The sequence below is a fragment of the Micromonospora sp. NPDC048040 genome, assembly GCF_055587185.1.
In genome coordinates, this window is record NZ_JBVJGT010000002.1 from 241,293 (window position 1) to 268,289 (window position 26,997).

A 26,997-nucleotide genomic window follows, 5' to 3' on the forward strand; every position below is an offset into this window, starting at 1 on the left:
GTGGGGCAGCTCGACAGGGGCACGCGGCGGGACGCGGCCCGCCGCGTGCGCGCGGGTGGCGGGTCAGCCGCGGCGGGCGGTGTCGACCTGGAAGGGCGTGCCCTGCTGGCAGGTGGTGAGCAGGTCGGGCTGGACCCGACCGGTGACGGTCACCTTCGCGCCGGGCTTCAGCACGTCGCGCGGGCCGCCGATCAGCAGGTAGTTGCCGAGCAGCAGGCAGTTGGGCTCGACCCCGGGGGTGACCGTCCCGGTCAGCGTGGTGCCGCCCGCCGGCGGCGACGAGGTCGGCCCGCCCGGGCGCTTCGTGGGTGGGGGCAGGACGGGACCGCTCGCGTCGTCGCTGGCCAGGGGTGCGCCGGGGGTGGTCGGATCCGGGCTGGGCGGGGTCGTCACTGGGGCTCCCGTCGGGCTGGGGGTGGGGATGCCGCCGCCACCGTCCTGGCCGCCGCAGGCGCCCAGCGCCACGCAGACGGCCAGCGCGGAGGCGGCGAGCCGAAAGGTCCTCATACCCGTATCGGACGCAGCGAAGCCCGGCGCCGTTCCCTGCCGGGTCAGCCGCGGGCCGCGGCGGCCTTCATGTCCCGCTTGAGCTCCTGCGGCAGCGAGAAGGTCAGCCGCTCGTTGGCCGTCACCACCTCGTCCACGTCGGTGAACCCGTGCCCGGCGAGATGGGCGAGCACCTCCTGCACCAGCTCGTCCGGGACGCTGGCGCCCGAAGTCAGCCCGACCGTGCGCGCCCCCTCCAGCCAGGCGTCGTCGATCTCGTGCGCGAAGTCGACGAGGTGACCGGCCCGCGCGCCGGCGTCCAGGGCGACCTCGACGAGGCGTACGGAGTTGGAGGAGTTGCGCGAGCCGACGACGATCACCACGTCGCACTCGGGCGCGATCTCCTTGACCACGTGCTGACGGTTGGAGGTGGCGTAGCAGATGTCGTCGCTGGGGGGCGACTGGAGCATCGGCAGCCGCTTCTTGAGCCGGGCCACCGTCTCCAGCGTCTCGTCGACCGAGAGGGTGGTCTGGGAGAGCCAGACGACCTTGTTCGGGTCGCGGACGGTGATCTTGTCAGCGTCCTCCGGGCCGTCCACGAGTTGGATGTGCTCCGGGGCCTCGCCGGAGGTGCCGATGACCTCCTCGTGCCCCTCGTGGCCGATCAGCAGGATGTCGTAGTCCTCGGCGGCGAACCGCTTCGCCTCCTGGTGCACCTTGGTGACCAGCGGGCAGGTCGCGTCGATCGCCTTGAGCGAGCGGGTGCGGGCCTGCTCGTAGACCTCCGGCGCCACCCCGTGCGCGGAGAAGATGACGGTGGCACCCTCCGGCACCTCCTCGTTCTCCTCCACGAAGATCGCGCCCTTGGCCTCCAGGGTCTGCACGACGTGCTTGTTGTGCACGATCTGCTTGCGTACGTAGATCGGGGCGCCGTAGAGCTTGAGCGCCTCCTCCACGGTCTGCACCGCGCGGTCCACGCCCGCGCAGTAGCCGCGGGGCTTGGCCAGGAGCACGCGCTTGCCGGTCCGGGACGTCGCTTCAGCCTGAGTCACCCACCCATCGTACGTGCCGCCCGGACGGCGCAACCGACTGCGACCACCACCACAGCGGCGGCCCGCCCCCGCCCTGACCCACCTCGTTGATCATGAAGTTGTTGCCCGCGACACGCCGTCGGCAGGGCAACAACTTCATGATCAACCGAGTCCGGGCGGCGGGCCGTAGGGTGGGCGGGTGAGCACAGGCGAGGTGGGGCGGAGCACGCCCGAGGAGCCGTGGCCGGTCCGGGTGGTGAGCCAGAAGGTCGGCGCCTGGATCGCCAGGCTGGGCTGGGTGTGGGTCGACGGGCAGGTGGCGCAGATCAGCCGCCGGCCGGGTGCCACCACCGTCTTCCTCACCCTGCGGGACCCGTCGGCCGACCTGAGCCTGACCGTCACCACCAACCGGGACGTCCTCGACGCCGGCGCGCCGGAGCTGCGCGAGGGTGCCCGGGTGGTGCTGCACGCCAAGCCGGAGTTCTACGCGGCCCGGGGCACGCTCAGCCTGCGCGCCGACGAGATCCGGCAGGTCGGCCTCGGCGAGCTGCTGGCCCGGCTGGAGAAGCTCAAGAAGCTGCTCGCCGCCGAGGGGCTCTTCGACCGGGCCCGCAAGCGCCGGCCGCCGTTCCTGCCCAACCGGATCGGGCTGATCACCGGCCGCGCGTCGGCCGCCGAGCGGGACGTGCTGACCAACGCCCGCCGGCGCTGGCCGGCCGTGGAGTTCCGAACGGTCAACGTGGCCGTCCAGGGGCCGAGCGCGGTCCCGCAGATCGTCGACGCGCTCAAGGTGCTGGACGCCGACTCGACCATCGACGTGATCATCATCGCCCGGGGCGGGGGCGGCATCGAGGATCTGCTCCCCTTCTCGGACGAGGCGCTCTGCCGGGCGGTGTTCGCCTGCCGCACGCCCGTGGTCAGCGCGATCGGCCACGAGACGGACGCGCCGCTGGTCGACTACGTCGCCGACCTGCGCGCCTCCACGCCGACCGACGCGGCCAAGCGGGTGGTCCCCGACCTCACCGAGGAGGTACGCCTCATCCGGCAGGCCCGGCACCGCCTGGAACGCGCGGTGCGCAACCTCGTCGACCGCGAGTCGCACCGGCTCGACGGGCTGCGCTCCCGGCCCGTGCTGGCCCGCCCGCAGGTGATGGTCGACCAGCGGGCCACCGACCTGACCGGGCTCCGCCAACGGGCCGGGCGCTGCCTGGACCACCGGCTCGCGGCCGCCGACGACGACCTGCGGCACACCCTGGCCCGGCTGCGTGCCCTCTCGCCGGCGGCCACCCTCGACCGGGGCTACGCCATCGTCCAGCGGGCCGACGGGCACGTCGTTCGGGCCGCGTCCGAGGTGGGCAAGGGCGACGCGCTGCGGGTCCGGCTCGCCGACGGCGAACTGGCCGCCACGGTCGACGGCTGAACGGGTAGGGCAGGCACGATGTGGTGGGATGGCAGCGATGACTGACGAGAAGAAGGACGAGCGCCTCAGCTACGAGCAGGCCCGCGCCGAGCTGGCGTCGGTGGTCGAGCGGCTGGAGGCCGGCGGCACGACGCTGGAGGAGTCGCTGGCGCTCTGGGAGCGCGGCGAGAAGCTGGCGGAGGTCTGCCAGCGCTGGCTCGACGGCGCCCGCGCCCGGATCGACGCGGCGCGGCAGGAGCCCGCCTCCTGACGCCCCCGCGCGTCGATCACGGGGGTTTGTGGGGGGACGAATGTCACCACCACAAACCCCATGATCGACGCGGCGCGCGTCAGTTGAACAGGTTGTAGAGCTCGGCCGGCGCCTCGACCACCTGGCCCGCCGGCGGCTTCTGCGCGGCGGCGGCGTTGCCGTAGTCCGAGTAGGTGATCCGGATGTCCTGCGCCTTCGTCTGGCCGGCGGCCGGGATCTGGATGACCATCTCGCTGAGGCGCCCCTGCGGGTCGAGCTTCGCGGTGAACGGCACCGACTTCGCCTGCGCCCCGAGGGCCGTGACCACCGCCGGGTCCACCGAACCCGCCTGCGCCGCCTTCGACACGTCGATGGTGCCGGCGTACGCGCCCTCGCCCGTCTGTCGCACCTCGGTGATGCCCTGGGTCAACACCTCGCTGCCCGCCGGGTCGACCTTGTCGAAGTCGAAGCCGAGGTTCCGGTTGCCCTTGATCCGGGTCTGGTCGAGGTGCTGGTACTTGCCGAGGTTCAGCTTCTGCACGCCCGGCAGGCTGCCCGCGGTCGTGCCGCCGAGTTCCAGCTTCACCCAGCTGTCCGGCTTGGCGTGGATGAGGTCGAGCTTCATGAACAGGTCGTCGGCCGGCTGGCCGATCGTCACCCGCATCTCGGCGCTCTGGCTGGGCTCGTGCACCTGCCCCTCGGCGGTGGAGCCGGCGCCGGACATGGTGAACCGGAAGTTGCCGTTGCTGATCTCGCGGGTGGAGGCCAGCAGCGCCTGCTTGGCGTCGCCGGGGACCGGGGTCGCGGCGCCGGAGGCCGCCACCGTGCCGGACGCCGACACGGACGGGGAGGCGGACGAGCCCGCCTCCGGCGCCCCGCTGGCATTGCAGGCGGCCAGACCGGGAGTGAACAGCGCGGCGGCCACCAGGCCGGCGCTCAGGCGTCGAAGAGTCATGCGTGTCTCCCACGTGGGTCACCCGACGCACCTGACGGCGCCGGAAACCGGGCGACGCACCGCGTCGGCTACGTCGCGCGAGCCCGGGGGCCGGCTGCCGGAGCGGCCGGGCGGGCCCGCTCCCCTGTTGTTCCCTGCCACCGCGTCGCACAATCACCGGTCTGTCCGGTTTCCCCCGGTCGGGTGACCGCCGATACGCGGAAACGGGCGGCCGGAGCCGCCCGTTTCCGTCGTGCCGGTGTTACGAGAACATCTCGTACGTCGAGGCCGGGGCCTCGACGACCTGGTCCGCCGCCGGCTTCTGCGGGGTGGTGGCGTTGCCGTAGTCGGCGTAGGTGACCGTGATGTCGTGGGCCTTGGTGTCACCGGCCGCCGGGACCGAGATGACCAGCTCGGTGAGCCGACCCTGGTCGTCCAGCTTGGCGGTGAAGGACAGCGACTTGGCCTGCGCGCCGAGCGCCTTGACCTGGTCGGAGTCCAGGGCGGCCGAGCCGTCGCCCACGGCGGACGCGTCCAGCTTGCCGGCGTAGCTGCCCTCGCCGGTCTTCTGCACCTCGGTGATGCCCTTGGCGAGCACGGCGGTGCCGGCCGGGTCCACGTCCTTCATGTTGAGGCTGAGCTCGCCGGCGTCCTTGACCTTGGACTGGTCGAGGTGCTGGTACTTGTCCTTCACCTTGTCGGCGCCGGGGATCATCGCCCCCAGCTCGCCGAGGTCGATCTTCACCCAGCTCTCCGGCTCGATGTAGATCATCTCCATACCGAAGGTGGTGCCGGAGCCGTCGTCGGCCTTCATCGTGAACTGGGCGCTGTTGCTGGGCTTGTGCACCGAGCCCTTGCCGCTGATGCCGTCACCGGCGATGGTGAAGTTGAAGTTCCCCTTCTCGATCTCCTTGGTGGAGGCGAGCATCGCCTCCTTCGGGTCGGCGGGGACAGCCGGGGCCGACGACGCGGACGAGCCGGCGGCGCCGGACTCGGCGGTGTCCGACTTGCAGGCGGCCAGGCCGGGAACGAGCAGGGTGGCGGCGAGCACGCCGACGCTCCACCGTCGAATGTTCACTGTTGTCTCTCTTCGCAGAACGGTAAGCACCCGGCCGACCGCGGTCGCCGGGAGGTGAGCCGGGGCAGCGTAGCCGATGGGACCGACGCCCAGGGGCCCTCGACGGCCGCCCGCTACCGGATCGTCCCGGCCAGGTGTCGCAGCTCGTTGTCCCGGGCGTCGCCGACCACGATCACCGTCCGGTTCGGTTCGAGCAGCACCATCGCCTGCTCGTTGGCCCGGGCGGTGTACCGCTGCCAGGTACGCCCGCCCAGGTCGGTCTGCCCCTGGGGTTGCCCCTCGGCGGTCAGCTCGGCCGGCAGCAGCCGCTCCGGCGGCACGTTGCTCTGCACCAGCTGCGCGCCCCGCCCCTCGGGGGTGAGGTAGCCGAGGCGCAGAGTCACCCCGCCCTCGACGTTCTGGAAGGTCGCGTTGACCGTCCGCCACCCGTCGCCCAGCTCCACCGGCTCGCTGACCGGGAACGCGTTGGCGGCCCGGGCCGACTCGACGGCGGGCGCGGGGTCGACCGTGACCGGCTGGTCGCCGCCGAGGAACCCCCGGTAGAAGGCGAGCAGCAGGGCGATCGGGATCAGCAGCACGAGCAGCGAGAGCGCCATGTCCTTCGGCGACCGCTCCGACTTGCGGGCGTCGACTGCGGGCGGCGGCGCGGGCAGCTCACCCGTCTCCGCCTCGCCGACCGGCGCGGCGGGGGGTTCCGCCAGCGCCGGCTCGCCCTCCGGCACGGCGGCGGCCGGGGTCGGGGCGACCGGCGGCTGACCGTCCGGCGGCGTCTGGTCGGCGGGTACGCGATCGGCAGGCTGTGCGGGTTCCACCCCGTCATCTTCCCGCACCGCCCGACCGGCCGTATCCGGGCCATCACCGCCCCGGCACGGCGCCCGGTCAGCCATCGTGTGAGGATCAGCGACACAGCCGGCAGCGGCGACGCCGCACCCTGCCGCCCCGCAACGTCGCGAGGAGGAGCCGTCATGACCAACACCACCAGGACGCGGATCCCACAGGATCTCGACCGCAACCTCGCCCTCGACCTGGTCCGGGTCACCGAGGCCGCGGCGATGGCCGCCGGCCGCTGGGTCGGCCGGGGCGACAAGGAGGGCGGCGACGGGGCCGCCGTCGACGCGATGCGCAAACTGATCAACTCGATCCCCATGCGGGGCGTCGTGGTGATCGGCGAGGGCGAGAAGGACAACGCGCCGATGCTCTTCAACGGCGAGGAGGTCGGCGACGGCACGGGGCCGGAGGTGGACGTCGCGGTCGACCCGATCGACGGCACCACGCTGATGAGCAAGGGCATGCCGAACGCCCTGGCCGTGCTCGCGGTCGCCGAGCGCGGGGCCATGTTCGACCCGAGCGCCGTGTTCTACATGGAGAAGCTCGCGGTCGGCCCGGTCTACGCCGACGTGGTCGACATCAACGCCGGGGTGGCCGACAACCTGCGCCGGATCGCCAAGGTCAAGGGCGGCGACATCTCCGAGGTGACGGTCTGCGTCCTGGACCGTCCCCGGCACGACGACCTGGTGGCGCAGATCCGGCGCGCCGGAGCGGGCATCCGCTTCATCTCCGACGGCGACATCGCGGGCGCCATCGCCGCCGCCCGCGGCGAGTCGGACGTCGACGTGCTGATGGGCATCGGCGGCACCCCGGAGGGGATCACCGCGGCCTGCGCCCTCAAGTGCATGGGCGGGGCGATGCAGGCCAAGCTCTGGCCGCGCGACGCCGAGGAGCGGGAGAAGGCGCTCGCCGCCGGGCACGACCTGGACCGGGTGCTCACCACCGACGACCTCGTCACCGGCGACAACTGCTTCTTCGTGGCGACCGGGGTCACCTCCGGTGACCTGCTGCGCGGGGTCCGCTACCGGGCCGGCGGGGCGTACACCCAGTCGATCGTGATGCGCTCGAAGAGCGGCACGATCCGGGTGATCGACTCGTACCACCGGCTGGAGAAGCTGGCCCTCTACTCGGCGGTGGACTTCGACGGTCGCCCCCTGGCCGAGCAGGAGTGACCGCCACCGGGACGATGGCCCCGCCGGCCCCGTCGGCGACCCGCCGGATCGCCGGCGTGGGCCTCGCGACCGCCTCCGGGGTCGCCGTGGCCGTTCAGTCCCGGATCAACGGCGAGTTGGGCGTACGACTGTCCGACGGGATCGCCGCCGCGGTGGTCTCGTTCGGCGTGGGCCTGCTGGTGCTGTTGGTGCTGGTTCCCGCCACCCCGGGTGGGCGGCGGGGACTGGTGGCCCTGCGTGGCGCGCTCGCCGACGGCACGCTGCGGCCGTGGCATTGCCTCGGCGGGGTGTGCGGCGCCCTGCTGGTGGCCGCGCAGGGGCTGACCATCGGCGCCCTGGGCGTGGCCGTGTTCACCGTGGCGGTGGTCGCCGGCCAGTCCAGCAGCAGCCTGGCCGTCGACCGGGCGGGGGTCGGCCCGAACGGGCGCCAGCCTGTCACCGCCCAGCGGCTGGCCGGCGCGGCGCTGACCGTGGTCGCCGTCCTGCTGGCCGTCGGCGACCGGGTCGGCGACCCGGGCACCCTCGGGCTGGCGCTGCTGCCGCTGCTCGCGGGGGTGGCCATCGCCTGGCAGCAGGCGGTCAACGGCCGGGTGCGGATGGCCTCCGGCAGCGCCCTGACGGCCACGCTGGTCAACTTCACCGCCGGGACGACGGCCCTGCTGGCGACCTTCGCCGTCGACGTCGCGGTCCGGGGCTGGCCGGCGGGCGAGCTGCCCACCGAGCCCTGGTTCTACCTGGGTGGACCGATCGGGATCGTCTTCATCGCCATCGCCGCCGCGATCGTCTGGTTCACCGGCGTGCTGCTGCTCGGCCTGGCCACCATCGCCGGTCAGATCGTCGGCGCCGTGCTGCTGGACGTGCTGCGGCCCACGACGGCGGCCTCCCACCCGGGCCTCACCACCCTGCTCGGCGCGGCGCTGACCATGGTCGCGGTCCTCGTCACGGCGCTCGCCCCGGCCGCGCCCCGCCAACCGGACGGCCCGGCCCGCTGACGTCGTCGCGTCGAACGGACCCGGCGGGTGCGCCGGCCCGCGCGGAACGGACGTGGCGGTGTGCTGGCCCGCGGAACGGACCCGCTGGGGCTCAGGAGGCGCGCGCCGGAGCCGGCCGGGCGCGGAGGGCGGCGACGGTGTCGGCGAGGGCGTCGTCGAGCGGGGTCGGGTCGATGCCGAAGGTCGCGACGGCCGCGGTGGAGTCCAGCACGAACGGCCGGTCGAACTGGTAGGCGATCTCCCGCATCTCCTTCGCGGCCGGGTCGAACAACCCGCCCAGCCACAGCACCGGCCCAGGCATCCGAATGAGCTTCGGCGCGGGCGCCCCGGCGAGCGTGGCCGCGCGGGCGGCCAGGCCACGGATCGAGACCGCCGGCGCGGTCGGCACGTGCCAGACCCGGCCCCAGCCCCGCTCGTCGGTGGCCGCGGCCACCAGGGTGCGGGCCACGTCCGGCACGTACGTCCAGCTGTGCGGCGCGTCGAGGTCCGCCGGCACCAGCGCGCGCCGGCCACGCAGGACCTGCGGCAGCACCAGCATGGTTGGCAGCGACTGGGCTTCGGCGCCCAGGTAGTCCGAGCCCCGCACCTCGGTGACCCGGACCCGGCCCGCCTCGTGGGCGGCGAGCGCGTCGGCCCACATCTGCGCCCGGACCCGCCCCTTCACGCTGCTCGGCCGCAGCGGCGTCGCCTCGGTCATCGGGGCGTCGACAGGGCCGTAGCCGTAGAGGTTGCCGACGGTGGCGAGCACCGCCCCGCTCCGCTCGGCGGCGGTGAGCAGTGCGGTGGCCAGCGGCGGCCAGTCGGTGGTCCACCGGTGGTAGGCCGGGTTGGCGCAGTTGTAGAGCGCCGCCGCGCCGGTGGCCGCCGCGGTGAGGCGGTCGGCGTCGGTGGCGTCCGCGGCGATCCGCTCGATCGCCGGGTGCTCCGGCCCGCCGCCCCGGCGGGTCACCAGCCGCACCCGCTCGCCCCGGTCGGCGAGGAGGCGGGCGGTGGCGGTGCCGACGGGGCCGGCGCCGACGATCACGTGCAGTGCCATCAGGAGTCACCTTTCAGAACGGCGATTCTTTTCGAGAGCGGCGCTCTCGTTCGACGCCAAGCATGACCCACGACCGCGCCCTTCGTCAAGAGCACTGCTCTCGGTTTTGATCTGCGCTCTCATCCGTGGCAGGGTGGAGGCATGGCTGCACCCTCCATCCGCGCCCGGGTCCGCGCCGAGATGATCGACGAGATCAAGGCCGTGGCCCGGCGACACCTCGCCAGCGACGGCGCCAACCTGTCACTCCGTGCGGTCGCCCGGGACATGGGCATGGTCTCGTCGGCGATCTACCGCTACTTCCCCAGCCGCGACGAGCTGTTGACCGCGCTGATCATCGAGGCGTACGACGCGCTCGGCGAGGCCGTGGAGGCGGCCGACGCCGGATGCGACCGCCTCGACCTGCGCGGACGCTGGCACGCCGCCTGCCGCGCGGCCCGCGGCTGGGCGCTCGCCCACCCCGCCGAGTACGCCCTGCTCTACGGCAGCCCCGTGCCCGGCTACGCCGCCCCGGACGACACCATCGGCCCCGCCCAGCGACCGCCGCTGACCCTGATGGGCATCCTCCGCGACGGATTCGACGCCGGCCGGCTCGACCCGCCACCGGCCGCCGAGATGGCCGGGCCGCTCCGCGCCGACCTGGCGGACCTGGCCGGGATGCTGGGCGGTGAGCTGCCCGAGACACTGCTCGCCCGGGGCATGGCCGGCTGGACCCAGCTCTTCGGGCTGATCAGCTTCGAGCTGTTCGGCCGGATCAACCGCACGCTGCCGCATCGGGACGCGTACTTCGACCATCAGACGGCACTGATGGCCGACCTGATCGGGCTTCCCCGAACGGGCTGAAGCCGTCCCGCGCGACGGTCAGCGGGGCGGCCCGGCGGGACGCGGCGCCGGCCACGGCGGATCGACCGGCTCGGCGGACGCTCCGACCAGCCGGGCCGCCCGCCAGCCCAGCAGCAGCCCTGGCACCGTGGCCACCGCCGCGAGCAGCAGAGCCGTGCGGGTGTACGCGGGCCGGCCGTAGAGCCAGCCGACCAGCGGCAGTGCGGTCAGCGCCAGGGTCAGGGCGGTGGCCAGCAGAACCTCCAGGGTCCACCGACCGGAGGCGCCCCGCGACCAGGCCGGCACCAGGGCGAACAGCAGCACGCCCAGCAGGACCGGGAGCCACGCGAGGAGAGCCGGCCAGAGATGCAGCTCGCCCGGCCAGACGACGGCCAGCAGCGCCCAGGCGGTGGCCCCGAGCGCGGCCAGGCACGTCGGCAGCCAGGGCCCGTTCCCGACCCGGAACCCCGCCCGGGCGCCCGACACGGCGAGCACCGACACGCCCAGCATGAGCCCCGCCAGCAGGGCGAGGAGCGGATCGGCGCCCCGGTCCGCCGGAGTGCTCCGGCCGAGCGCCGGCGGGCGTCCGTCGAACGGGTACCCGCCCACCTGAGCGTCGACGAAGCCGAGTCGCTCCCAGGTCCCGTCCGGCCGGCGGAGGGCGAAGCCGTCCCGACCGTTGGCCACCAGCACGACGTGCCGGCCGTCGCCGGTGTCCCGCACGGTCAACTCCTGGGCGGCGATCCGCTCCCCCCGCGGCCCCGGGTCCGGGTACTGCCGGAGGAGCACGGCCCGCTGCGCCTCGGTCACCGCCCAGGCGGGGTGCCAGCTCCGGCCCCCGTCGTCGCTCTGCTCCACCGCGAGCCGGCCGGGGACCACCCGGTAGCAGCGCGTCGGCACGGCGGTCGAGCAGCCCCGGCTGACCGGGCCGGCGACCGACCCCTTCGTGCCGGTCAGCGCCTCGATCTCGCTCCGCGTCGGATCGCGCCACGTCACCCCGGCGTCATCGCTCACCCGCCAGTCGGGCGTGCTCCCGAAGACCTGGTCGGCGTAGCCGTGGCCGATGCCGGCCGCCAACCGTTCGTCGAGGACCGCTGCCCGGACGGCGTCGGGATGGTGGACGGGGCTGGTCGCCGCCACCGCGAGCGTCGCCGCCGGCAGCAGCACCAGCAGGCGGACCAGCCGGGCGGACCGCCGCCGCACCGGCTCCCGCCGCGCCCGGGCCCAGCACCAGCCGGCGAGGGCCAGGGCCGGCAGGGCGAGCAGGTCGGTGCGGTCCGCCCGGATCAGCGAGGGCCCGCTGACGGCGCTCCAGGCCGCCGAGGCGACGGTGGCGGCGTACCCGCTGGACTTGACCACGGTGAAGCCGGCGGCGACGAGACCGAGCCCGAGCCCGGCGGCGGTGCGGGCCGGCAGCCGCGGCGCCAGCAGGGTGAGCAGCACCGCGACCAGCGGCGGCGCGAGGACCAGGCCGGCGACGTCGCTGAGCTTGCCGGTCAGCGCGCCGGGGAAGGCCGCCTTGAGCAGGTGGTCGTTGACCACGAGGAGGACGAGGGCGGCGACCGTCGCGGGGTGCCCCAGCCAGGCCAGGGTCGCCGGCGCGCCGTCACGGTGTGGAGCCGGGACGCTCATCCGCCCACCGTCGCAGCCATTGATCTCGATCCGGCCACGGCCGGGGCGGCATCCGGTACCGGTGCGTCAGGTGCCGTCGGAGGAGTGCCCGGGGAAGAGGTGCGCGCTCGGGTCGATGGCCACGGCCGCGTTGTTCACCGCCGTGGCGGCCTCGCCGAAGCCGGTGGCGATCAGCCGCACCTTGCCCGGGTACTCGGTGATGTCGCCGGCCGCGAAGACCCGGGGCAGGTTCGTCGCCATCGCGCTGTCGACGACGATGTGCCGGCGGTCGAGCCGCAGCCCCCACTCGGCCAGCGGGCCGAGGTCGGCGGTGAAGCCGAGGGCGGCGACCACCGTGTCCACCGGAAGCAGCTCGGCGGCGGCGCCGCCGCGTACGGTGATCTCGGCGCCGGTCACCGCCCCGTCGCCGTGCAGCCCGGTCACCTCCGCGTTGACGATCACGCGCACCGGCAGCTCCAGCACCCGGGCGACGGTGGCGGCGTGGGCGCGGAACTTCTCCCGCCGGTGCGCCAGCGTCACCGAGCGGGCCAGCGGCTGGAGCGTCAGCGCCCAGTCGAAGGCGGAGTCGCCGCCGCCGACGATCAGCACGTCCCGGCCGGCCAGCTCGGTCGGCTGCGGTACGAAGTAGACGATCCCCGTACCGGCGAAGTGCTCCGCCACCGGCAGCGGGCGCGGCGTGAAGCTGCCCAGCCCGCCGGTCACGATCACCGCCCCGCAGCCGAGCTGCTCGCCCCCGGCGAGGCCGAGCACCGGCCGCCCGTCGGCGTACGAGAGCTTCTCGGCGCGGGTGCCGAGCAGGTAGCGCGGGTCGAAGGGCGCCGCCTGGGCGACGAGGTTGGCGATCAGGTCCCGCCCCTTGACCGCCGGGAAGCCGGCCACGTCGTGGATCAGCTTCTCCGGGTACATGGCGGTGATCTGGCCGCCGGGCTCGGGCAGCGCGTCGACGACCGCGACGGAGAGCCCGCGGAAACCGGCGTAGTACGCCGCGAACAACCCGGCCGGACCGGCCCCGATCACCGCGACATCGACCTCGCGCATGGGCGTACCGTCGCTTTCCGCTCACGGATCAACGCGTGCTGATCCCGACGGTAGGGCCGGCGATGGGCCCGGGCAAGCACGTCCCACCGGCCGCACGGCACCGGGCGCGTCGGCGCTCAGGGCAGGGTGAGCGTGGACTCCGAGCGGTACGGGCCACCGAGGTCGTCCCGGCGGCGCCGGAAGATGATCGCGGCGACCGCCCCGCCGAGCAGCCCGAACAGGTGCCCCTGCCAGGAGATCCGCTCGTCGGTGGGGAGGATGCCGACCAACTGCCAGCCGTAGAGCAGGCCGACCAGCAGGAAGACCGCGAAGTTCCACCAGCTCCGCTCGACGATCCCCCGCATGAGCAGGATGCCCAGGTAGCCGAAGATGACGCCGCTCGCGCCGACCACGACGGAGTTGGACGAGCCGGTGAACCACACCCCCAGCCCGCTGACCAGGACGATGACGAGCGTCGACCAGAGGAACCGGCGGGCGCCGGCGGCGAGCACGAAGGTGCCGAGCAGGATCAGCGGGATGCTGTTGCTGTAGAGGTGGTCGAAGCCGTGGTGCAGGAACGGCGAGAAGAACACCCCGTCGAGCCCGTCGATGCGCTTGGGGATGATCCCGGCGGCGGCGTCGAAGCCGGCCGCCAGCCCCTGGTCGAGGGCCTCGATGAGGAAGAGGAACGGCACCACCGCGCACATGGCGACGAAGGCCCGGCCGAGCGCGGCGTAGAACGCCTCGGTGCCGAACCGGTGCGGATCGCCGCTTCGCGGGTGCAGGGTCACCCGTCAAGAGCTATCAGGTGACGGCCCGTGCCGCCACTCCTGCGGCGATCCGTGCGCCCCTCCTGCGGCGATCCGTACGCCCCGACGACGGAGGCGGGGTGTGTGGACGTCCACACACCCCGCCTCCGGTCGGTCAGTACCAGCCCACGTCCTGGGAGTGCGCCCAGGCCTTGCAGGGCGAGCCGTAGCGGCCCTCGATGTAGCCGAGGCCCCACTTGATCTGGGTCGCCGGGTTGGTCTGCCAGTCGTCGGCGACCGAGCCCATCTTGCTGCCCGGCAGCGCCTGCGGGATGCCGTACGCCCCGGACGAGGAGTTGCGGGCCTTGTGGTTCCAGCCGCTCTCCTTGGTCCAGAGCTTGTCCAGACAGGGGAACTGGTCCATCCCGAAGCCGGCCTTCACCATGAGCGCGCAGCCGACCTCGCGGTTGCCGCTGAACTCCGCGCAGGACGCCGGGATCGGCCCGTCGTACGGCTTGCTCTCGGCGGCCTTCTCGGCCGCGGCCTTGGCGGCGGCCTCCCGCGCCTTCTTCCGCGACGCGGCGGCGGCCTCGGCCTCGCGGGCCCGCTGGGCGGCCTCCTTGGCCGCCGCGGCGGCGCGCAGCTTCGCCTGGTATTCGGCGGCCCGCTGCTTCGCCGACTGCACCTGGTGGGCGGCCTGGCGTTCGCGCTGGTAGTCGAACTCGGCCTCCTCCACGGCGGCGCCGACCTGCGCGGTGAGGCCCTGTTGCTGGGTCTGTCGGTCTTCGCCCAGGTAGACACCGCCGGCAACGCCCACGGAGAGCAGCGCGACAGCGGCCGTGCGGGCGCCGAACCGGCTCCACAGCCGACTCACGAAGTGGTCCCTTCGTCGGGGGCAAGGACACGGCGCGGGCACCCGTCATGGAGCGGGTCCGCGCCGCGAGCGCCCCGACCCTGTGCCGGTCGCAGCCGACGCACCGGGGGTGGAGATGTCGGTGTGACGAACGATCACCAACGATCTTGTCGGTACGTGGGCGCTCGTTGGACACCATCGCGCACGGTGAGGCCGATGGGAAACCAACAGCCTCAATTGTGACTTGGGTCACTCAAATTATAGGCACAAATGGCCAGATAACGGTCATCAGTGCGGGATGTCCTCCAGCAGGTCCGTCACCATCGCGGCGATCGGCGAACGCTCCGAACGGCTGAGGGTGACGTGAGCGAAGAGTGGATGGCCCTTGAGCGCCTCGATCACCGCGGTCACCCCGTCGTGCCGACCGACGCGGAGATTGTCCCGCTGGGCCACGTCGTGGGTGAGCACCACCCGCGAGCCCTGGCCGATCCGGGAGAGCACGGTCAACAGCACCCCGCGCTCCAGCGACTGCGCCTCGTCCACGATCACGAAAGCGTCGTGCAGGCTCCGGCCCCGGATGTGGGTCAGCGGCAGCACCTCCAGCAGGCCGCGCGACGTGACCTCCTCCAGCACGTTCTCGTGCACCACCGCGCCGAGGGTGTCGAAGACCGCCTGCGCCCAGGGCGACATCTTCTCCGACTCCGAGCCGGGGAGGTAGCCCAGCTCCTGTCCGCCGACGGCGTAGAGCGGGCGGAAGACCACCACCTTCTTGTGCCGCCGGCGCTCCATCACCGCCTCCAGCCCGGCACAGAGCGCCAGGGCGGACTTGCCCGTCCCGGCCCGCCCGCCCAGCGAGACGATGCCGACCGACTCGTCGAGCAGCAGGTCGAGGGCGATCCGCTGCTCGGCCGAGCGGCCGTGCAGCCCGAACGCCTCCCGGTCGCCGCGGACCAGCCGCACCGTCTTGTCGGGCAGCACCCGGCCGAGCGCCGAGCCGCGGGCGGAGTGCAGCACCAGGCCGGTGTGGCAGGGCAGCCCGGCGGCCGCGTCCAGGTCGAGCGTCTCGCCGGCGTAGAGCCGGCCGATCTGCTCCTCGGCCAGCTCCAGCTCGGACATCCCCGTCCAGGTGGGGTCGCTGGCCTGGCCGTGCCGGTACTCGTCGGCCCGCAGGCCCACCGAGGCCGCCTTGACGCGCAGCGGCATGTCCTTGCTGACCAGGGTCACCTCCCGCCCCTCGGCGGCGAGGTTCAACGCGACGGAGAGGATCCGCGCGTCGTTGGAGTCGGTACGGAAGCCCGGCGGCAGCACACCGTCGTCGGCGTGGTTGAGCTCCACCCGCAGCGTGCCGCCGGAGTCGTTGGCCGGGACCGGGCGGTCGAGTCGCCCGTGCCTGACCCGCAGCTCGTCCAGCATGCGCAGGGACTGCCGGGCGAACCAGCCCAGCTCCGGGTGGTGCCGCTTGCCCTCCAGCTCGGAGATGACCACGAGGGGCAGGACCACCTCGTGCTCGGCGAAGCGGTGGAAGGCCGCCGGGTCGGAGAGGAGCACCGAGGTGTCCAGGACGAACGCCTGGCCGGCTGGTCGGGGCTCCTCGGCGTCGGCCGGAGCGGCGGACGGCCCGCGGCGGCTCCGGGTGGTGCGGCGGGTCGTGGCAGTCGCGGCCGTGGTCCGGTCGGCCCCGGCGGTCGTACGGCGAGTCGTCACAGGCCTGCTCCGACGGATGGGCATCCGCCACCCGCGTTCCGCCTCCTCCGGTGCCCGGGGACACGGGGTCGGATGCGGAACCCCGTGCGCGAGGTCGCAGATCCGGGCGGACCGGCTGGCTCGGGAGAACCCCGTGCCATGCCTAGACGCTAGCGGCGTCGGACCCTCCGGGCTAGAGGGCGAACGTGGATCTCCGGGGACCGGCACGTTAACAGGCGTGGGCGGCGGAACCGGCCGGGATGCATGCCCCCTGCGCGCATCCCGGCCGGTGGGACCACCGTCACCGGTCTGACGTGGTCCCGACGGTGCGTGTCCGCCGCGGACGACGCACCGTGCCCTGGGTACCGGCCGACGGGGCCTCGGGATCCCCGCCGGTCGGGCTCAACCGGTCCGCCGCACGAGGGTGCCGGTCGGGTGCCGACCGGTGACCGGGGCGGCCGGCGCCGCGAACGACGAGCCGGTGTACGTGGTGCCCGGGCGGACCACCGTGCCGGTGACGCGGGTGGTGGTGGGCGACGGACCGGCCAGCGCCGACGCGATGGCCGCCTGGGCGTCGCGGCGGCGTCGGTTCCAGGCGCCCCGGTCGCCGTCGAAGTAGCCCTGGCGGTAGCCGAACCGGTAGCCGATCCGGTAGCTGAGCTGCCCGTGCAGCCGGCCCGCGGCGTAGCTGGTGGCGCCGAGGACGAGGACGAGGAAGACCGCGAGGAAGGGGCTCATCCGGCGGCTCCGGTGCGCCGCGGGTGCCCGGTCATCGCTCCTCCGGCTCGACCGAGGTGGGATCGGCGACCAGGAGCCGCTCCAGGTCGTCCGTGCTGACCTCCTCGACCAGCTCGACGCTGATCCGGCAGCCGTCCAGGACGACCTCGGCCACCGAGGCCCGGCGGATCTCGCCGCCGGCGTCGTACACGCGGACGCTGAGCTCGGGACAGCCGAGGTGGGTACGCCAGGTGTCCCACTCGGTGCGGTCGCCGACGCTGAGCGAGAGGTAGCGGCAGCCCCGGGCGACGTAGAGGCGCCAGGGCGCGCTCAGGCCGGCGGCCACTCCCTCCGCGATCAGGCCGAAGGCCTGGGCTCGGGTGGCGAGTTCGGTCACCACACCCCCCTCGCGCCGGGGGCGTGACGCATGTGAGCACTGATCGTCTCATGCACGTGACACACCGTAGGTTGTCTCATGGGCGTGACAGTATCAGCTTTTCGTCTGTTTACTCCGCCTCTACGGGCACCTACTCTGCCCAGGTGACACCCCTCAGAAGCAGTGCCGGATCGTTTACCGGCAGGCCGACATTCACGTCTCGTCCGCGTGACACCAGCGTGCCGGGACGGGCACGACTGGCCGGCGGGTCGTACCGTCACGACGTGACCGAGACGGCCAACGCACGGAAGATCGCCTTCGCCACCTTCGTCCGTCGGGCGCTCGACGAGGCCCGGGCCACCCGGGCCTGGACCGGCACCGAGGTCTCCCGTCGCACCGGGGTTTCCCGGCAGACCATCAACCGCTGGGTCCGGGGCGACTGGGCCAGCGACCCGGAGGCCGAGCGTGTGGTGGCGTTCTGCGAGGGCTTGGGGCTCAACCCGGCGACCGCCTTCGCCGCGCTGGGCTGGGACCGCACGGCGACGCCCCGCAGCACCGCCACCCCGCCGCCGATGGACCCCGACGTCGAGGCGCTGCTGCGCCGCCTCGTCGACCCCGACGTCTCGGACGCGGAGAAGTTCCACATCCGGGAGACCATCCGTTACCTCGCATATCGCCCGACCCTGCCGGCCGACGTCCGAAAACGAGGTAAACAGGCCAGCTAGTTCCTCGTCTTCGAACGTTGACCGGGTAATCGGTCGGGCTGGGAATTGTCGTACCGGTGGTCTTGGCTTCGGTTTGTGCCTCGTCGTCGGGATCCTGCTGCACCGCCAGTGGTGCATCGCACCGCTCGTGTCGCGGTGCGGGCGACGCCCGGGCAGCGGCGGCGGTGTTTCGGGCTGCTGCGCTCGGCCGGTGACGTGTGGGCGTGCGTGTTGGAGGTCAACGCGTGGCGGCGCCGCCGCCAGGACGCGCCGTTGACGGGCTACCAGGAGTTGTGCCGCGAGTTGTCGGCCTCCGGCCCGGGCACGTTCGCCGAGTTGGACTCGACCGGAGCGCGGTCGGTGTTACGGCGGTTCTCGGATGCGTGGTTCGCGGCGGCGAAACGCCGCAAGGCCGGTGACGCATCGGCGGGGTTCCCGCGCCGGCGGCGGAGGTTGGTGCCGGTGCGCTGGTACCACGACACGTTCACCCTCGACGGCCATCGCGTGCGAATCCCGACTGCGAAGGGCATGCCGGGGTTGTGGGTGCGTCTGGCCCGTGAAGTGCCGTATCCGGTGGAGCAGGTCCGCTCGATCACCCTGCTGTGCGAGGGCGGCCGGCTGTTCCTCGACGTCACCGCCGAAGTCCCGATCACGGTCTACCCGGCGGGTGAGGGGCCGGACCCCGGCCGGGTGGCGGGTGTGGACGTGGGAATCATCCACCCGTACGCGGTCGCCGGGCCCAGTGGGGAGGCGTTGTTGGTGTCGGGGCGGGCGATCCGCGCCGAGCATCGCATGCACCTGGCCGACACCAAAGCCCGCCAACGTGCCGTCGCCCGCCGCGCGCCGAAACCCGGCCAGCGAGGGTCACGCCGGTGGCGCCAGTACCGGGCCCGCGCCCGCCAGGTGGAGGGCCGGCATCGGCGGCGGGTGCGGCAGGCCCAACACGAAGCCGCCCGCACCGTCGTCACCTGGGCCATCCGTCAGCGGGTGGGGGTGCTGCACGTCGGCGACCCCCGCGGCGTCCTCGACCTGCCGGCGGGGCGGCGGCACAACCTGCGGCTACGGCAGTGGCAGATCGGCCGACTCCTGCAGATCCTCACCGACAAGGCCACCCTCGCCGGCATCACCGTCCACCTCGTCGACGAACGCGGGACCTCGTCAACCTGCCCGACATGCCGGCGACGCGTGCCGAAGCCGCGGGGCCGGACCATAACGTGCCCGCACTGCGCATTTTCGGGCCACCGTGACCTGGTCGCGGCGGCCAGCATCGCCACCCGCACCCCGGGCGGCGGACCCACCACCCCCACAGCCGTCGTGCTGCCCGGGGTGGTCACGCACCGTCGAGCCGGCCGGCACCTCCCCGGCACCGGCCGGTCCCGACGTGACCCCCGCCGCCCACCCGGGCGGCGCGAGGGTCAAATTGGCCGGCTGTGGCCCGCCCCACCAACCAGTGGGGAGTCGCTCGCCAATTCGGCGAGGATCCACAACACCCCACCGGAACCCGGTGAACGTTAGTGGACACAGCCCTAGTTCCTCAGATGGCGAAAGAACGGCAGGTCAGACCCATTCGTTTGGCTCCGGGGCCGGAACGGGCACGCTAGCGTCCCTATTCGTACTGCTTGGGCTCGTCGTCGGCGGGGGGACGGGACAAGGCCGAACCCAGCCCTGCGGGACAGAAGGAGGGGTCTGTCCATGACCCTGAAGTGGATGGCAGTCGTCGTCGCCACCGTGTCGGTGACACTGGGCGTGACCGGAAACGTGGTGACGCTGGCGGTCAACGGCGGGCAGCTTCCCCTGCTCGTCAACCTCCTCGCGCTCACCACCGCCGGCACCGCGGTCGTCCTGGCCGTGGTCGCCGAGCTGCACGACCGGCTGAACGACCGGATCAGCGCGCTCGCCGACTTCCTGGTGAGCCGGCTCACGGAGATCGAGGAACGCAGCGGCGACCGGAACACCGGGTTCGTGGAGGGCTACCTGCTCAGCCACGGCCAGGAGGCGGCCGTCGTGCCGTTCGGGCGACGGGGACGGGGAGCCGCCGAACGCTGACCCGCCAGGACCGCCTCCCGCGCCGACCGCGCCTCCGGACGCCGGCCGGACCCCACTCGTGCGACCGGGATTGAGCCGACCCGGCCGGGGTACGCTGACGCGCGTGCCGCCGTTGAACCAGCAGCCGAAGACCCCGTTGGACGCCGACCGTGCCTGGCGGACGACCGCCGGGCGGGCCGACGCGACGGTGCTCTTCTTCGACTTCGACGGCACCCTGGCGCCGGTCGACGACGACCCCACCGCGGTGCGGCCCGCGCCGAACGTGCTCGCCGCGATCGAGGCGCTCGCCCCCGTCGTACGGCGGGTCGCGATCGTCTCCGCGCGACCGGTCGAGTTCCTCCGCGACCACCTCGGCGGGCTGGCCGGAATCGACCTGTACGGCCTCTACGGCCTGGAGCACAGCCACTCGGGCGGCGAGACCGTGACCGAGCCGGCGGCCCTGCCGTGGGTGCCCACCATGGCCGAGCTGGCCGAGCTGGCCCGGGCCGAGCTGCCCGAGGGCGCGCTGGTGGAGTACAAGCGGCTCTCCGTGGCGCTGCACTGGCGTACGGTGCCGCAGCTCGGCGACACCGTGGAGCGGTGGGGCCGGGCCCAGGCCGAGCGGCTCGGGCTCAAGGTCCAGGCCGGGCGGATGGTGCTGGAGGTCAAGCCGCCGGTCGACCGGGACAAGGGCATGGTGATCGACGAGGTGGTCCGGGACGCCCGGGGCGCCTGGTACTTCGGCGACGACGTCTCCGACATAAAGGCGTTCGCCGCGTTGCGGGCCCGGGCCGCCGCCGATCCGCACTTCTTCGGCGTCTGCGTCGCCGTCGCCAACCCGGAGACCGGCCACGAGGTCGCGGAGGCCGCCGACCTGACCCTCGACTCCCCCGCCGCGCTCGGCGAGTTCCTCGCCGCCGCCGCCCACCGCCTCACCTGACGGGCCGGGGTGGCCGGGGCCGGGAGGTCAGGCCCCGTAGCGGCGCTGCCGGTTGGCGTAGGAGCGCAGGGCGCGGAGGAAGTCGATGTGGCGGAAGTCCGGCCAGTTGAGTTCGCAGAAGTAGAACTCCGAGTGCGCGGACTGCCAGAGCATGAAGCCGGACAGCCGCTGCTCGCCGCTGGTGCGGATGACCAGGTCCGGGTCGGGCTGGCCCCGGGTGTAGAGGTGCTCGGCGATGTGCTCGACGTCCAGCACCTCGGCCAGTTCCTCGATGGTGCCGCCGGAGGCGGCGTGCTCCAGCAGCAGGGAGCGCACCGCGTCGGTTATCTCCCGCCGGCCGCCGTAGCCGACCGCGATGTTGACCTCGGCACCGCCGCTGCGCTCGCGGGTGCGCTCCTCGGCGGCCTTCAGCGCCGCGGCGGTCGACGCCGGGAGCAGGTCGAGCGCGCCGACCATGCGCAGCCGCCAGGGGTTTCCCTCCTCGGCCAGCTCGACCACGAGGTCCTCGATGATCTGCAGCAGCGGGTCCAGCTCGCTGGCCGGCCGGCGTAGGTTGTCGGTGGCCAGGAGATAGAGCGTGACGTGCGCGATGCCGGCCTGGTCGCACCAGCCCAGCACGTGCTTGATCTTCGCGGCGCCGACCCGGTGCCCGTCGTTCGGGTCGACGTAGCCCATCTCCCGGGCCCACCTGCGGTTGCCGTCGCACATCACGCCGACGTGCCGGGGCACCGGCTTGCCCGCGAGCTTGGCCGTGAGGCGACGCTCGTACACCGAATAGATCAGGTCCCGCAGAGTCATCACCTTGCAGCGTAGCGACCTGTCCCGCCGATCACCCCCTCGGATGGCGTTCCCACGCCGCCAGACCGATGCCGATCATGCCCAGCGTGCGGGCGTCGAGCCGCCCGTCGCCCAGCCCCAACTCGACCACCGTCCGGTAGACCCGGTCGTCCCGGCGGGCCGCCCGGACCGCCGCGTCGACGACCCGCCGGCGCCGGGCCAGCCACGCCGCGAACGAGCTGTGCCGCAGGTGGGCGCCGAGCCGGCGGCGCAGCGCCGCCGCGTACCGCCGGGCGGCCTGCTCGGGCGGGCCGGCGGCCGCCGCGCCGGCGAGCGCGCCGGAGAGCAGGGCGTAGAAGATCCCCTCGCCGGTGAACGGATTGATCAGCGAGAGCGCGTCGCCGGCCAGCAGCACCCGGCCGCGCCCGGGCGGCGGGCGGTGCGTCGACAGCGGCAGGTGGTGCGCCCGCAGGTCGGTCACCGTGGCCAGGTCCGTGTCGGGCAGCAGCGCGCCGAGCCGGTCGACCAGGTGCGCCCGGCTCAGCGGCTCCCCCCGCAGCACCTCCCCGTACCCGACGTTCGCCCGGCCGTCGCCGATCGGGAACGACCAGGCGTACGCCGGCCAGCGCGGCGCCGAGGTGACGATGAGCTGTTCGGGCGGGCCGGGCGGCGCCGGGGCGTACCCCCGGATGGCGAGCGCCAGGTGGCGGTCGGGGTTCACCCGGTGCCCGAGCGCCCGCCGGACCACCGACCCGGCGCCGTCCGCGCCGACCACCACCCGCGCGGCCAGCTCCCCGTCGAGCACCACCCGGTCGGCGCGGACCTCCACCCGCCGCACCGCGTGCCGGCGCAACCGCGCGCCGGCCGCGACCGCCGCCGCCACCAGCCGGGCGTCGAAGACCGTCCGGGGCACCGTGTACGCCGGCCGGGGCAGCGCCCGGGCCACCGTGCCGCCAGCGGGCCCGACCAGGCGCAACGCCGGCAGGGGCGCGTGCCCGGCCACCGCGTCGGGCACGCCCAGCGTGGCGAGCACGTCCAGCGCGTGCGCCGCGATGCCGTCCCCGCACGCCTTGTCCCGGGGAAAGTCGGACCGGTCCAGCAGCAGGACGCTCGCCCCCGCCCGCCGGGCCGCCAGCGCGGCGGCCGACCCGGCCGGACCGGCCCCGACCACCACCACGTCGAACTCATCGCTCACCGCGTCGCCTCCCTCCGGCCGGCGTCACCGGCCCGCCCCGGCCGGCGGGGCAACCCGTCCTGCCCGGCCATTCACCGGCCGGCGATTCGTCTTGCCCGGCTATTCGTCGTGCGAGGCGAACCGGCAGTGCCCGGCGAACCGTCGGGTCCGGTCACCGCCCCGCCGGTCCGACTGCTCCCGGCTTCCCACCTTCCCGGCCTCCTGACCTTCGGCCTTCCGGCCTTCCGGCCTTCCGGCCATCCGGCCATCCGGCCATCCGGCCATCCTGCCGTCGCACACGCGCAGCGCGCCGATGCCGCACCGGCACGTCCGTCAGCACGTCGTCGACCCGGCACCGACCAACGGCTCGAGCCCTGTCGAGCTGCCCGCACAGACGGGGCACCAGCCGGGCGGCCAGCCTCGTCATTCCGGCGGTCCCATGGACGGGGCAGCTCGACAGCGCTCGACAGGGGTCCCGCGGCACCCGTGATCTGTCCCGGACTCGTCGCTCCGTCAGGCCGGTGCGGCGCGCTCGGTTGCCCCGGCCCGGATCGGTTCGCCCAGGGCGCTCGGGTTCACCCGGCACGCTCGGGTAGCCCGGCGCGCTCGGTTCGCTCGGCGCGGGTCGCGCGCCACAGGCCGTAGAGCGTCAGGGCGGCGGCGGCCAGCAGCGGTCCGCCGTCGCGGACCAGCCCGTCCAGCCCGAGCAGCCACCAGCACAGCGGCAGGTCGACGGCGAGCACGACGACGGTCACCGCCACCAGCAGGATGCGCGCCCAGCCCTTGCCGCGCATCAGGAAGGCGGTGCAGAACAAGACCGCGTAGCTGGTCACGATGCCGGCGACGAACCAGAACAGCACTGCCGGCACGGTGGTCAGCCGGTCGTCCAGCACGGCGCCGCCGGCGACCAGGGCCGGGACCAGCATCAGCGGGCTGTAGGTGAACGCGGCAACCCGGCTGGTGAGCAGCCAGCCGTTGACCTCGGGCCGGCGGGGTGGGGTCTCCCGCCAGGAGATGCCACCACGGTCGATGACCAGCCGGGGCCGGTGGCGGACCAGGTGCCCGGACACCGCGGGCGAGCGGTAGAGCAGCCAGATCACGGCCGCGCAGAGGGCGGTGATCAGGGCGAACCCGAGCAGCCCGGGCAGCGGCGGCACGCCCTGCCGGGGCACGATCAGCCGCCCGACGGCGAACACCGTGGTCACCGCGAGGATCAGCCCGAACGGCCGGGCCATCGTCCGGCCGCGACGGACGTGCCCGATCAGCAGCAGGAAGCCGAGCGAGCGGAGCAGGGCCCAGCCGGTGCGTACGGCCAGCCCGAAGCCCTGCTCCGGGGCGTACCACCAGTTGAGCTGCTCGGCCACGACGGTGGCCGCCGCGGTCAGTGCGAGCAGCGTGGTCAGCGCCCGGACGGCGGACGGCCGCCGGACCTCGGTCTCGGCGGCCGTCCTCATGGGAACCGATGATGCCCGGTGCGGGCGTCGATCACACCTGTCGTCAGCGCTGCGGCTCCGCGTCGAGCCGGGCGCGCAGCGCGTCCAGCTCGGCCCAGAGCACGCCCGGCAGCTTGTCGCCGAACTTCTCGAACCACTCGGTGACCAGCGGAAGCTCGTTGCGCCACTCCTCCGGGTCGACCTTCAGCGCGATCCGGACGTCCTCCGGGGTCATGTCCAGGCCCTCGACGTCGAGCGCGTCCTGGGCCGGGACCATGCCGATCGGCGTCTCCACCGCCTCGGCGCGCCCCTCGATCCGCTCGACGATCCACTTGAGGACGCGGGAGTTCTCGCCGAAACCGGGCCAGAGGAAGTTGCCCTCCGGGTCCTTGCGGAACCAGTTGACGTAGTAGATCTTCGGCAGCTTGGACTCGTCGCCGTCGGCGCCCTTGCCCATCTCGATCCAGTGCCGGAAGTAGTCGCCGGCGTGGTAGCCGATGAACGGCAGCATCGCCATCGGGTCGCGCCGGACGACGCCGACCGCGCCGGAGGCGGCGGCGGTGGTCTCCGAGGAGAGGGTCGCGCCCATGTAGACGCCGTGCACCCAGTCGCGGGCCTCGGTCACCAGCGGGATGGTGTCCCGGCGACGGCCACCGAAGAGAATCGCGTCGATCGGCACGCCGTTCGGGTCGTAGTAGTCCTCGGCCAGGATCGGGCACTGGGTGATCGGGGTGCAGAACCGGCTGTTCGCGTGCGAGGAGAGGTTCTCGCTCTCCGGCGTCCAGTCGTTGCCCTTCCAATCGATCAGGTGCGCCGGCGGCTCACCCATGCCCTCCCACCAGATGTCCCCGTCGTCGGTCAGGGCCACGTTGGTGAAGATGGAGTTGCCGCGGTCCAGCGTCCGCATCGCGTTGGCGTTGGTCTTCCAGTCCGTGCCGGGCGCGACGCCGAAGAGGCCGTACTCGGGGTTGACGGCGTAGAGGCGGCCGTCGGGGCCGAAGCGCATCCAGGCGATGTCGTCGCCGATGGTCTCGACCTTCCACCCGGGGACGGTCGGCTCGAGCATGGCGAGGTTGGTCTTGCCGCAGGCCGACGGGAAGGCCCCGGCGACGTGGTAGACCTTGCCCTCCGGCGAGGTGATCTTGAGGATGAGCATGTGCTCGGCGAGCCAGCCCTCGTCGCGGCCCATCACGCTGGCGATCCGCAGCGAGTAGCACTTCTTGCCGAGCAGGGAGTTGCCGCCGTAGCCGGAGCCGAAGGACCAGATCTCCCGGGTCTCCGGGAAGTGCGAGATGTACTTCGTCTCGTTGCACGGCCACGCCACGTCCTGCTGCCCGGGGGCCAGCGGGGCGCCGATGGAGTGCAGCGCGTGGACGAAGTCCACGTCGTCGCCCATGGCCTCCAGGACCTTGGCGCCCATCCGGGTCATGATGCGCATGGAGGCGACCACGTAGGGGCTGTCGGTGATCTCGACGCCGAACATGGGGCTCTCGGCCTCGACCGGGCCCATGCAGAACGGGATGACGTACATGGTGCGCCCGCGCATGCAACCGCGGTACAGCTCCGTCATCGTCCGCTTCATCTCGGCCGGCGCCATCCAGTTGTTGGTGGGGCCGGCGTCCGCCTCGTCGACGGAGCAGATGAAGGTGCGCTCCTCGACCCGGGCGACGTCCGTCGGGTCCGTCCGCGCGTAGAACGAGTTGGGCTTCTTCTCCGGGTTGAGGCGGATCAGGGTGCCCGCCTCGACGAGCTCATCGGTGAAGCGCCGCCACTCCTCGTCGGACCCGTCCACCCAGACGACACGGTCGGGGGTGGTCAGTTCAGCGACCTCACGGACCCAGGCGAGCAGTTTGGGGTGGGACGTCGGGGCCTGATCGATACCCCGAACGGTAGCCGGAGCAACCATGACACATCTCCTTGGTGGTCGACGCTGACCGGTCTATGGGATGCACGAGTCTTGACGGCGCTGTGCGCCCTTACGGCGCGGTGCGTCGCCCTTCGTGGAAACCTGGGATTGGCCTCAGCGTAAACCGGGTGGCGTCGCCAGTCAGTGGGACTGGTTGTGAAGAACTGCACAAGGTGCGGTCACGCTGCGGCATCACGAGCTAATACCCGCTTTCGCGCGCAGTTTCACGCAAATCCTGTGGGAAACCCCGATGGCCGACCCGCCGCGCCCCGTCGACGGACTCGCGAACCGCCCCGTTCGACCACCCCGAATCGTTACGCTCTGTCCACAGGCGCACACCCGTGCGCGCCGCCCGTCGTTGCTACCCGTGTGGGATGCAACCAGCCGGTAGGCTCGGCGTCGTGGCCGCGACGATGACCGGGGAGCCAGGCTCCCGGCAGACCCGCCCGGGTCTGGCCCACGCACTGGTCGAGCGTTTCGGCCACCTCGTCCGCGAGATGAGCAAGTTCGCCACCGTGGGCGGGATCGCCTTTCTGATCGACTTCGCGCTCTTCAACTACCTGACGAGCGTGCGGGGCGTCGAGCAGGTGACCGCGAAGACCGTCTCGACGGTGATCGCGGCGACCGTGGCGTTCGTCGGCAACCGGTTCTGGACGTGGCGGCACCGCAAGCGCTCCAACCCGGCCCGCGAGTACGCGCTGTTCTTCTTCTTCAACGGTGTCGGCCTGGGGATCGCGGTGGCCTGCCTGGCCATCAGCCGCTACGGCCTGGGCAGCATCTGGCCGGAGGTCTTCCAGACCCCGTTGGCCGACAACATCGCCAGCTTCGTCGTCGGCACCGGGCTCGGGACGCTGTTCCGATTCTGGTCCTACCGACGGTTCGTCTTCGTGGAAGCGGGAACCCCAGCCGTTCCGGAAGTGAAGCACGACCGAGACCACCGGGCGTGACCTGCCGCCCACCTCGTCCCGGCCGGAGCCTCCCGGCCC

The 26,997-nt window shown here is 73.2% G+C and carries 27 protein-coding genes and 1 pseudogene; 11 read left to right on the top strand and 17 right to left on the bottom strand.

The features are described 5' to 3' along the window. Nucleotides 1-63: 63 nt before the first annotated feature. The gene (locus ACZ6O2_RS03375) at nt 64-507 is read right to left on the bottom strand and encodes a hypothetical protein (RefSeq protein ID WP_466021863.1); all 444 of its coding nucleotides are present in this window, start codon (nt 505-507) and stop codon (nt 64-66) included. A 44-nt stretch (nt 508-551) separates the two neighbouring features. Continuing rightward, nucleotides 552-1,538, bottom strand: a complete 987-nt coding sequence (locus tag ACZ6O2_RS03380) for a 4-hydroxy-3-methylbut-2-enyl diphosphate reductase (protein WP_350703400.1) — start codon at nt 1,536-1,538, stop codon at nt 552-554. A 178-nt stretch (nt 1,539-1,716) separates the two neighbouring features. Here ACZ6O2_RS03380 and xseA point away from each other — a divergent pair, with 178 nt between their 5' ends. Further along, on the top strand, nt 1,717-2,937 hold the full coding sequence (xseA, locus tag ACZ6O2_RS03385) for an exodeoxyribonuclease VII large subunit (RefSeq protein ID WP_466021864.1): 1,221 nt from the start codon (nt 1,717-1,719) through the stop codon (nt 2,935-2,937). 37 nt (nt 2,938-2,974) lie between these two features. Further along, a complete protein-coding gene (locus ACZ6O2_RS03390) occupies nt 2,975-3,187 on the top strand; it encodes an exodeoxyribonuclease VII small subunit (protein ID WP_350678613.1) in 213 nt (70 codons plus the stop codon). Between the two features lie 79 nt (nt 3,188-3,266). Here ACZ6O2_RS03390 and ACZ6O2_RS03395 read toward each other — a convergent pair whose 3' ends face one another. The 3 genes from ACZ6O2_RS03395 to ACZ6O2_RS03405 all read right to left on the bottom strand — a co-directional run bounded on the left by ACZ6O2_RS03395 (nt 3,267) and on the right by ACZ6O2_RS03405 (nt 5,990). Beyond that, on the bottom strand, nt 3,267-4,121 hold the full coding sequence (locus tag ACZ6O2_RS03395; protein ID WP_466021865.1) for a hypothetical protein: 855 nt from the start codon (nt 4,119-4,121) through the stop codon (nt 3,267-3,269). Between the two features lie 241 nt (nt 4,122-4,362). Continuing rightward, entirely contained in the window at nt 4,363-5,178 is an 816-nt protein-coding gene (locus ACZ6O2_RS03400) for a hypothetical protein (protein WP_350703405.1), read from the bottom strand. A gap of 113 nt (nt 5,179-5,291) precedes the next feature. Next, entirely contained in the window at nt 5,292-5,990 is a 699-nt protein-coding gene (locus ACZ6O2_RS03405) for a DUF4245 domain-containing protein (RefSeq protein ID WP_466021866.1), read from the bottom strand. 153 nt (nt 5,991-6,143) lie between these two features. Between ACZ6O2_RS03405 and glpX the strand changes: the two genes are divergently transcribed. Both glpX and ACZ6O2_RS03415 read left to right on the top strand, forming a co-directional pair. Beyond that, nucleotides 6,144-7,178 (top strand): class II fructose-bisphosphatase, encoded by a 1,035-nt coding sequence (gene glpX / locus ACZ6O2_RS03410; protein ID WP_350703409.1) that lies wholly within the window; start codon nt 6,144-6,146, stop codon nt 7,176-7,178. Between the two features lie 14 nt (nt 7,179-7,192). Then, the gene (locus ACZ6O2_RS03415; RefSeq protein ID WP_466021984.1) at nt 7,193-8,170 is read left to right on the top strand and encodes a DMT family transporter; all 978 of its coding nucleotides are present in this window, start codon (nt 7,193-7,195) and stop codon (nt 8,168-8,170) included. A gap of 91 nt (nt 8,171-8,261) precedes the next feature. Here the strand turns inward: ACZ6O2_RS03415 and ACZ6O2_RS03420 are convergent, their stop codons facing one another. Further along, a complete protein-coding gene (locus tag ACZ6O2_RS03420) occupies nt 8,262-9,206 on the bottom strand; it encodes an NAD-dependent epimerase/dehydratase family protein (protein ID WP_466021867.1) in 945 nt (314 codons plus the stop codon). Nucleotides 9,207-9,347: 141 nt separating this feature from the next. Here ACZ6O2_RS03420 and ACZ6O2_RS03425 point away from each other — a divergent pair, with 141 nt between their 5' ends. Continuing rightward, complete coding sequence (locus ACZ6O2_RS03425) at nt 9,348-10,046, top strand: TetR/AcrR family transcriptional regulator (RefSeq protein ID WP_350703413.1); 699 nt, start codon at nt 9,348-9,350, stop codon at nt 10,044-10,046. Between the two features lie 18 nt (nt 10,047-10,064). Here the strand turns inward: ACZ6O2_RS03425 and ACZ6O2_RS03430 are convergent, their stop codons facing one another. The 7 genes from ACZ6O2_RS03430 to ACZ6O2_RS03460 form a co-directional block, all read right to left on the bottom strand. After that, the gene (locus ACZ6O2_RS03430) at nt 10,065-11,657 is read right to left on the bottom strand and encodes a hypothetical protein (protein WP_466021868.1); all 1,593 of its coding nucleotides are present in this window, start codon (nt 11,655-11,657) and stop codon (nt 10,065-10,067) included. A 66-nt stretch (nt 11,658-11,723) separates the two neighbouring features. Beyond that, on the bottom strand, nt 11,724-12,695 hold the full coding sequence (locus ACZ6O2_RS03435) for an NAD(P)/FAD-dependent oxidoreductase (RefSeq protein WP_350703416.1): 972 nt from the start codon (nt 12,693-12,695) through the stop codon (nt 11,724-11,726). A gap of 116 nt (nt 12,696-12,811) precedes the next feature. Continuing rightward, nucleotides 12,812-13,465: a rhomboid family intramembrane serine protease gene (locus ACZ6O2_RS03440; protein WP_357458311.1), complete on the bottom strand. Its 654-nt coding sequence runs from the start codon at nt 13,463-13,465 to the stop codon at nt 12,812-12,814. A 133-nt stretch (nt 13,466-13,598) separates the two neighbouring features. Further along, the gene (locus ACZ6O2_RS03445) at nt 13,599-14,297 is read right to left on the bottom strand and encodes an aggregation-promoting factor C-terminal-like domain-containing protein (RefSeq protein ID WP_350703420.1); all 699 of its coding nucleotides are present in this window, start codon (nt 14,295-14,297) and stop codon (nt 13,599-13,601) included. 267 nt (nt 14,298-14,564) lie between these two features. Then, complete coding sequence (locus ACZ6O2_RS03450) at nt 14,565-15,980, bottom strand: PhoH family protein (RefSeq protein ID WP_357458314.1); 1,416 nt, start codon at nt 15,978-15,980, stop codon at nt 14,565-14,567. Between the two features lie 381 nt (nt 15,981-16,361). Next, nucleotides 16,362-16,697: a hypothetical protein gene (locus ACZ6O2_RS03455; RefSeq protein ID WP_350703423.1), complete on the bottom strand. Its 336-nt coding sequence runs from the start codon at nt 16,695-16,697 to the stop codon at nt 16,362-16,364. Between the two features lie 31 nt (nt 16,698-16,728). Further along, nucleotides 16,729-17,073, bottom strand: a complete 345-nt coding sequence (locus ACZ6O2_RS03460; RefSeq protein ID WP_466021869.1) for a hypothetical protein — start codon at nt 17,071-17,073, stop codon at nt 16,729-16,731. Nucleotides 17,074-17,336: 263 nt separating this feature from the next. Between ACZ6O2_RS03460 and ACZ6O2_RS03465 the strand changes: the two genes are divergently transcribed. From ACZ6O2_RS03465 to otsB, 4 genes are all read left to right on the top strand, one after another. Further along, nucleotides 17,337-17,777 carry an XRE family transcriptional regulator gene (locus ACZ6O2_RS03465; RefSeq protein ID WP_466021870.1) on the top strand — a complete coding sequence of 147 codons (441 nt, stop codon included), beginning with the start codon at nt 17,337-17,339 and terminating at the stop codon, nt 17,775-17,777. 111 nt (nt 17,778-17,888) lie between these two features. Next, nucleotides 17,889-19,271, top strand: a complete 1,383-nt coding sequence (locus ACZ6O2_RS03470) for an RNA-guided endonuclease InsQ/TnpB family protein (RefSeq protein ID WP_466021871.1) — start codon at nt 17,889-17,891, stop codon at nt 19,269-19,271. Between the two features lie 177 nt (nt 19,272-19,448). After that, complete coding sequence (locus ACZ6O2_RS03475) at nt 19,449-19,802, top strand: hypothetical protein (RefSeq protein WP_350703431.1); 354 nt, start codon at nt 19,449-19,451, stop codon at nt 19,800-19,802. A gap of 103 nt (nt 19,803-19,905) precedes the next feature. After that, entirely contained in the window at nt 19,906-20,721 is an 816-nt protein-coding gene (gene otsB / locus ACZ6O2_RS03480; protein ID WP_466021872.1) for a trehalose-phosphatase, read from the top strand. A gap of 27 nt (nt 20,722-20,748) precedes the next feature. Here the strand turns inward: otsB and ACZ6O2_RS03485 are convergent, their stop codons facing one another. From ACZ6O2_RS03485 to ACZ6O2_RS03500, 4 genes are all read right to left on the bottom strand, one after another. After that, a complete protein-coding gene (locus ACZ6O2_RS03485) occupies nt 20,749-21,519 on the bottom strand; it encodes an isoprenyl transferase (RefSeq protein WP_350678538.1) in 771 nt (256 codons plus the stop codon). A gap of 31 nt (nt 21,520-21,550) precedes the next feature. Further along, nucleotides 21,551-22,693, bottom strand: coding sequence for a geranylgeranyl reductase family protein (locus ACZ6O2_RS03490; protein WP_466021873.1), 1,143 nt, complete (start codon nt 22,691-22,693; stop codon nt 21,551-21,553). Nucleotides 22,694-23,247: 554 nt separating this feature from the next. Further along, the gene (locus ACZ6O2_RS03495; RefSeq protein ID WP_466021874.1) at nt 23,248-24,126 is read right to left on the bottom strand and encodes a hypothetical protein; all 879 of its coding nucleotides are present in this window, start codon (nt 24,124-24,126) and stop codon (nt 23,248-23,250) included. 43 nt (nt 24,127-24,169) lie between these two features. Further along, nucleotides 24,170-26,011: a phosphoenolpyruvate carboxykinase (GTP) gene (locus ACZ6O2_RS03500; RefSeq protein WP_466021875.1), complete on the bottom strand. Its 1,842-nt coding sequence runs from the start codon at nt 26,009-26,011 to the stop codon at nt 24,170-24,172. Nucleotides 26,012-26,167: 156 nt separating this feature from the next. On the opposite strand from ACZ6O2_RS03500, the pseudogene ACZ6O2_RS03505 reads away from it, so the two are divergent. Together ACZ6O2_RS03505 and ACZ6O2_RS03510 are read left to right on the top strand one after the other, a co-directional pair. After that, nucleotides 26,168-26,257: pseudogene (locus ACZ6O2_RS03505) on the top strand (GtrA family protein); the annotation flags it as partial. A gap of 128 nt (nt 26,258-26,385) precedes the next feature. Next, nucleotides 26,386-26,958 carry a GtrA family protein gene (locus ACZ6O2_RS03510; RefSeq protein ID WP_466021876.1) on the top strand — a complete coding sequence of 191 codons (573 nt, stop codon included), beginning with the start codon at nt 26,386-26,388 and terminating at the stop codon, nt 26,956-26,958. Nucleotides 26,959-26,997: the final 39 nt, after the last annotated feature.

Excerpts from the sequence above, each read along its gene's own strand:
- ACZ6O2_RS03375 (WP_466021863.1), bottom strand. The coding sequence starts at position 507 with ATGAGGACCTTTCGGCTCGCCGCCTCCGCGCTGGCCGTCTGCGTGGCG.
- ACZ6O2_RS03390 (WP_350678613.1), top strand. The coding sequence starts at position 2,975 with ATGACTGACGAGAAGAAGGACGAGCGCCTCAGCTACGAGCAGGCCCGC.
- ACZ6O2_RS03395 (WP_466021865.1), bottom strand. The coding sequence starts at position 4,121 with ATGACTCTTCGACGCCTGAGCGCCGGCCTGGTGGCCGCCGCGCTGTTC.
- glpX (WP_350703409.1), top strand. The coding sequence starts at position 6,144 with ATGACCAACACCACCAGGACGCGGATCCCACAGGATCTCGACCGCAAC.
- ACZ6O2_RS03415 (WP_466021984.1), top strand. The coding sequence starts at position 7,193 with ATGGCCCCGCCGGCCCCGTCGGCGACCCGCCGGATCGCCGGCGTGGGC.
- ACZ6O2_RS03420 (WP_466021867.1), bottom strand. The coding sequence starts at position 9,206 with ATGGCACTGCACGTGATCGTCGGCGCCGGCCCCGTCGGCACCGCCACC.
- ACZ6O2_RS03425 (WP_350703413.1), top strand. The coding sequence starts at position 9,348 with ATGGCTGCACCCTCCATCCGCGCCCGGGTCCGCGCCGAGATGATCGAC.
- ACZ6O2_RS03430 (WP_466021868.1), bottom strand. The coding sequence starts at position 11,657 with ATGAGCGTCCCGGCTCCACACCGTGACGGCGCGCCGGCGACCCTGGCC.
- ACZ6O2_RS03435 (WP_350703416.1), bottom strand. The coding sequence starts at position 12,695 with ATGCGCGAGGTCGATGTCGCGGTGATCGGGGCCGGTCCGGCCGGGTTG.
- ACZ6O2_RS03455 (WP_350703423.1), bottom strand. The coding sequence starts at position 16,697 with ATGAGCCCCTTCCTCGCGGTCTTCCTCGTCCTCGTCCTCGGCGCCACC.
- ACZ6O2_RS03475 (WP_350703431.1), top strand. The coding sequence starts at position 19,449 with ATGACCCTGAAGTGGATGGCAGTCGTCGTCGCCACCGTGTCGGTGACA.
- ACZ6O2_RS03485 (WP_350678538.1), bottom strand. The coding sequence starts at position 21,519 with ATGACTCTGCGGGACCTGATCTATTCGGTGTACGAGCGTCGCCTCACG.
- ACZ6O2_RS03495 (WP_466021874.1), bottom strand. The coding sequence starts at position 24,126 with ATGAGGACGGCCGCCGAGACCGAGGTCCGGCGGCCGTCCGCCGTCCGG.
- ACZ6O2_RS03500 (WP_466021875.1), bottom strand. The coding sequence starts at position 26,011 with ATGGTTGCTCCGGCTACCGTTCGGGGTATCGATCAGGCCCCGACGTCC.
- ACZ6O2_RS03510 (WP_466021876.1), top strand. The coding sequence starts at position 26,386 with ATGCAACCAGCCGGTAGGCTCGGCGTCGTGGCCGCGACGATGACCGGG.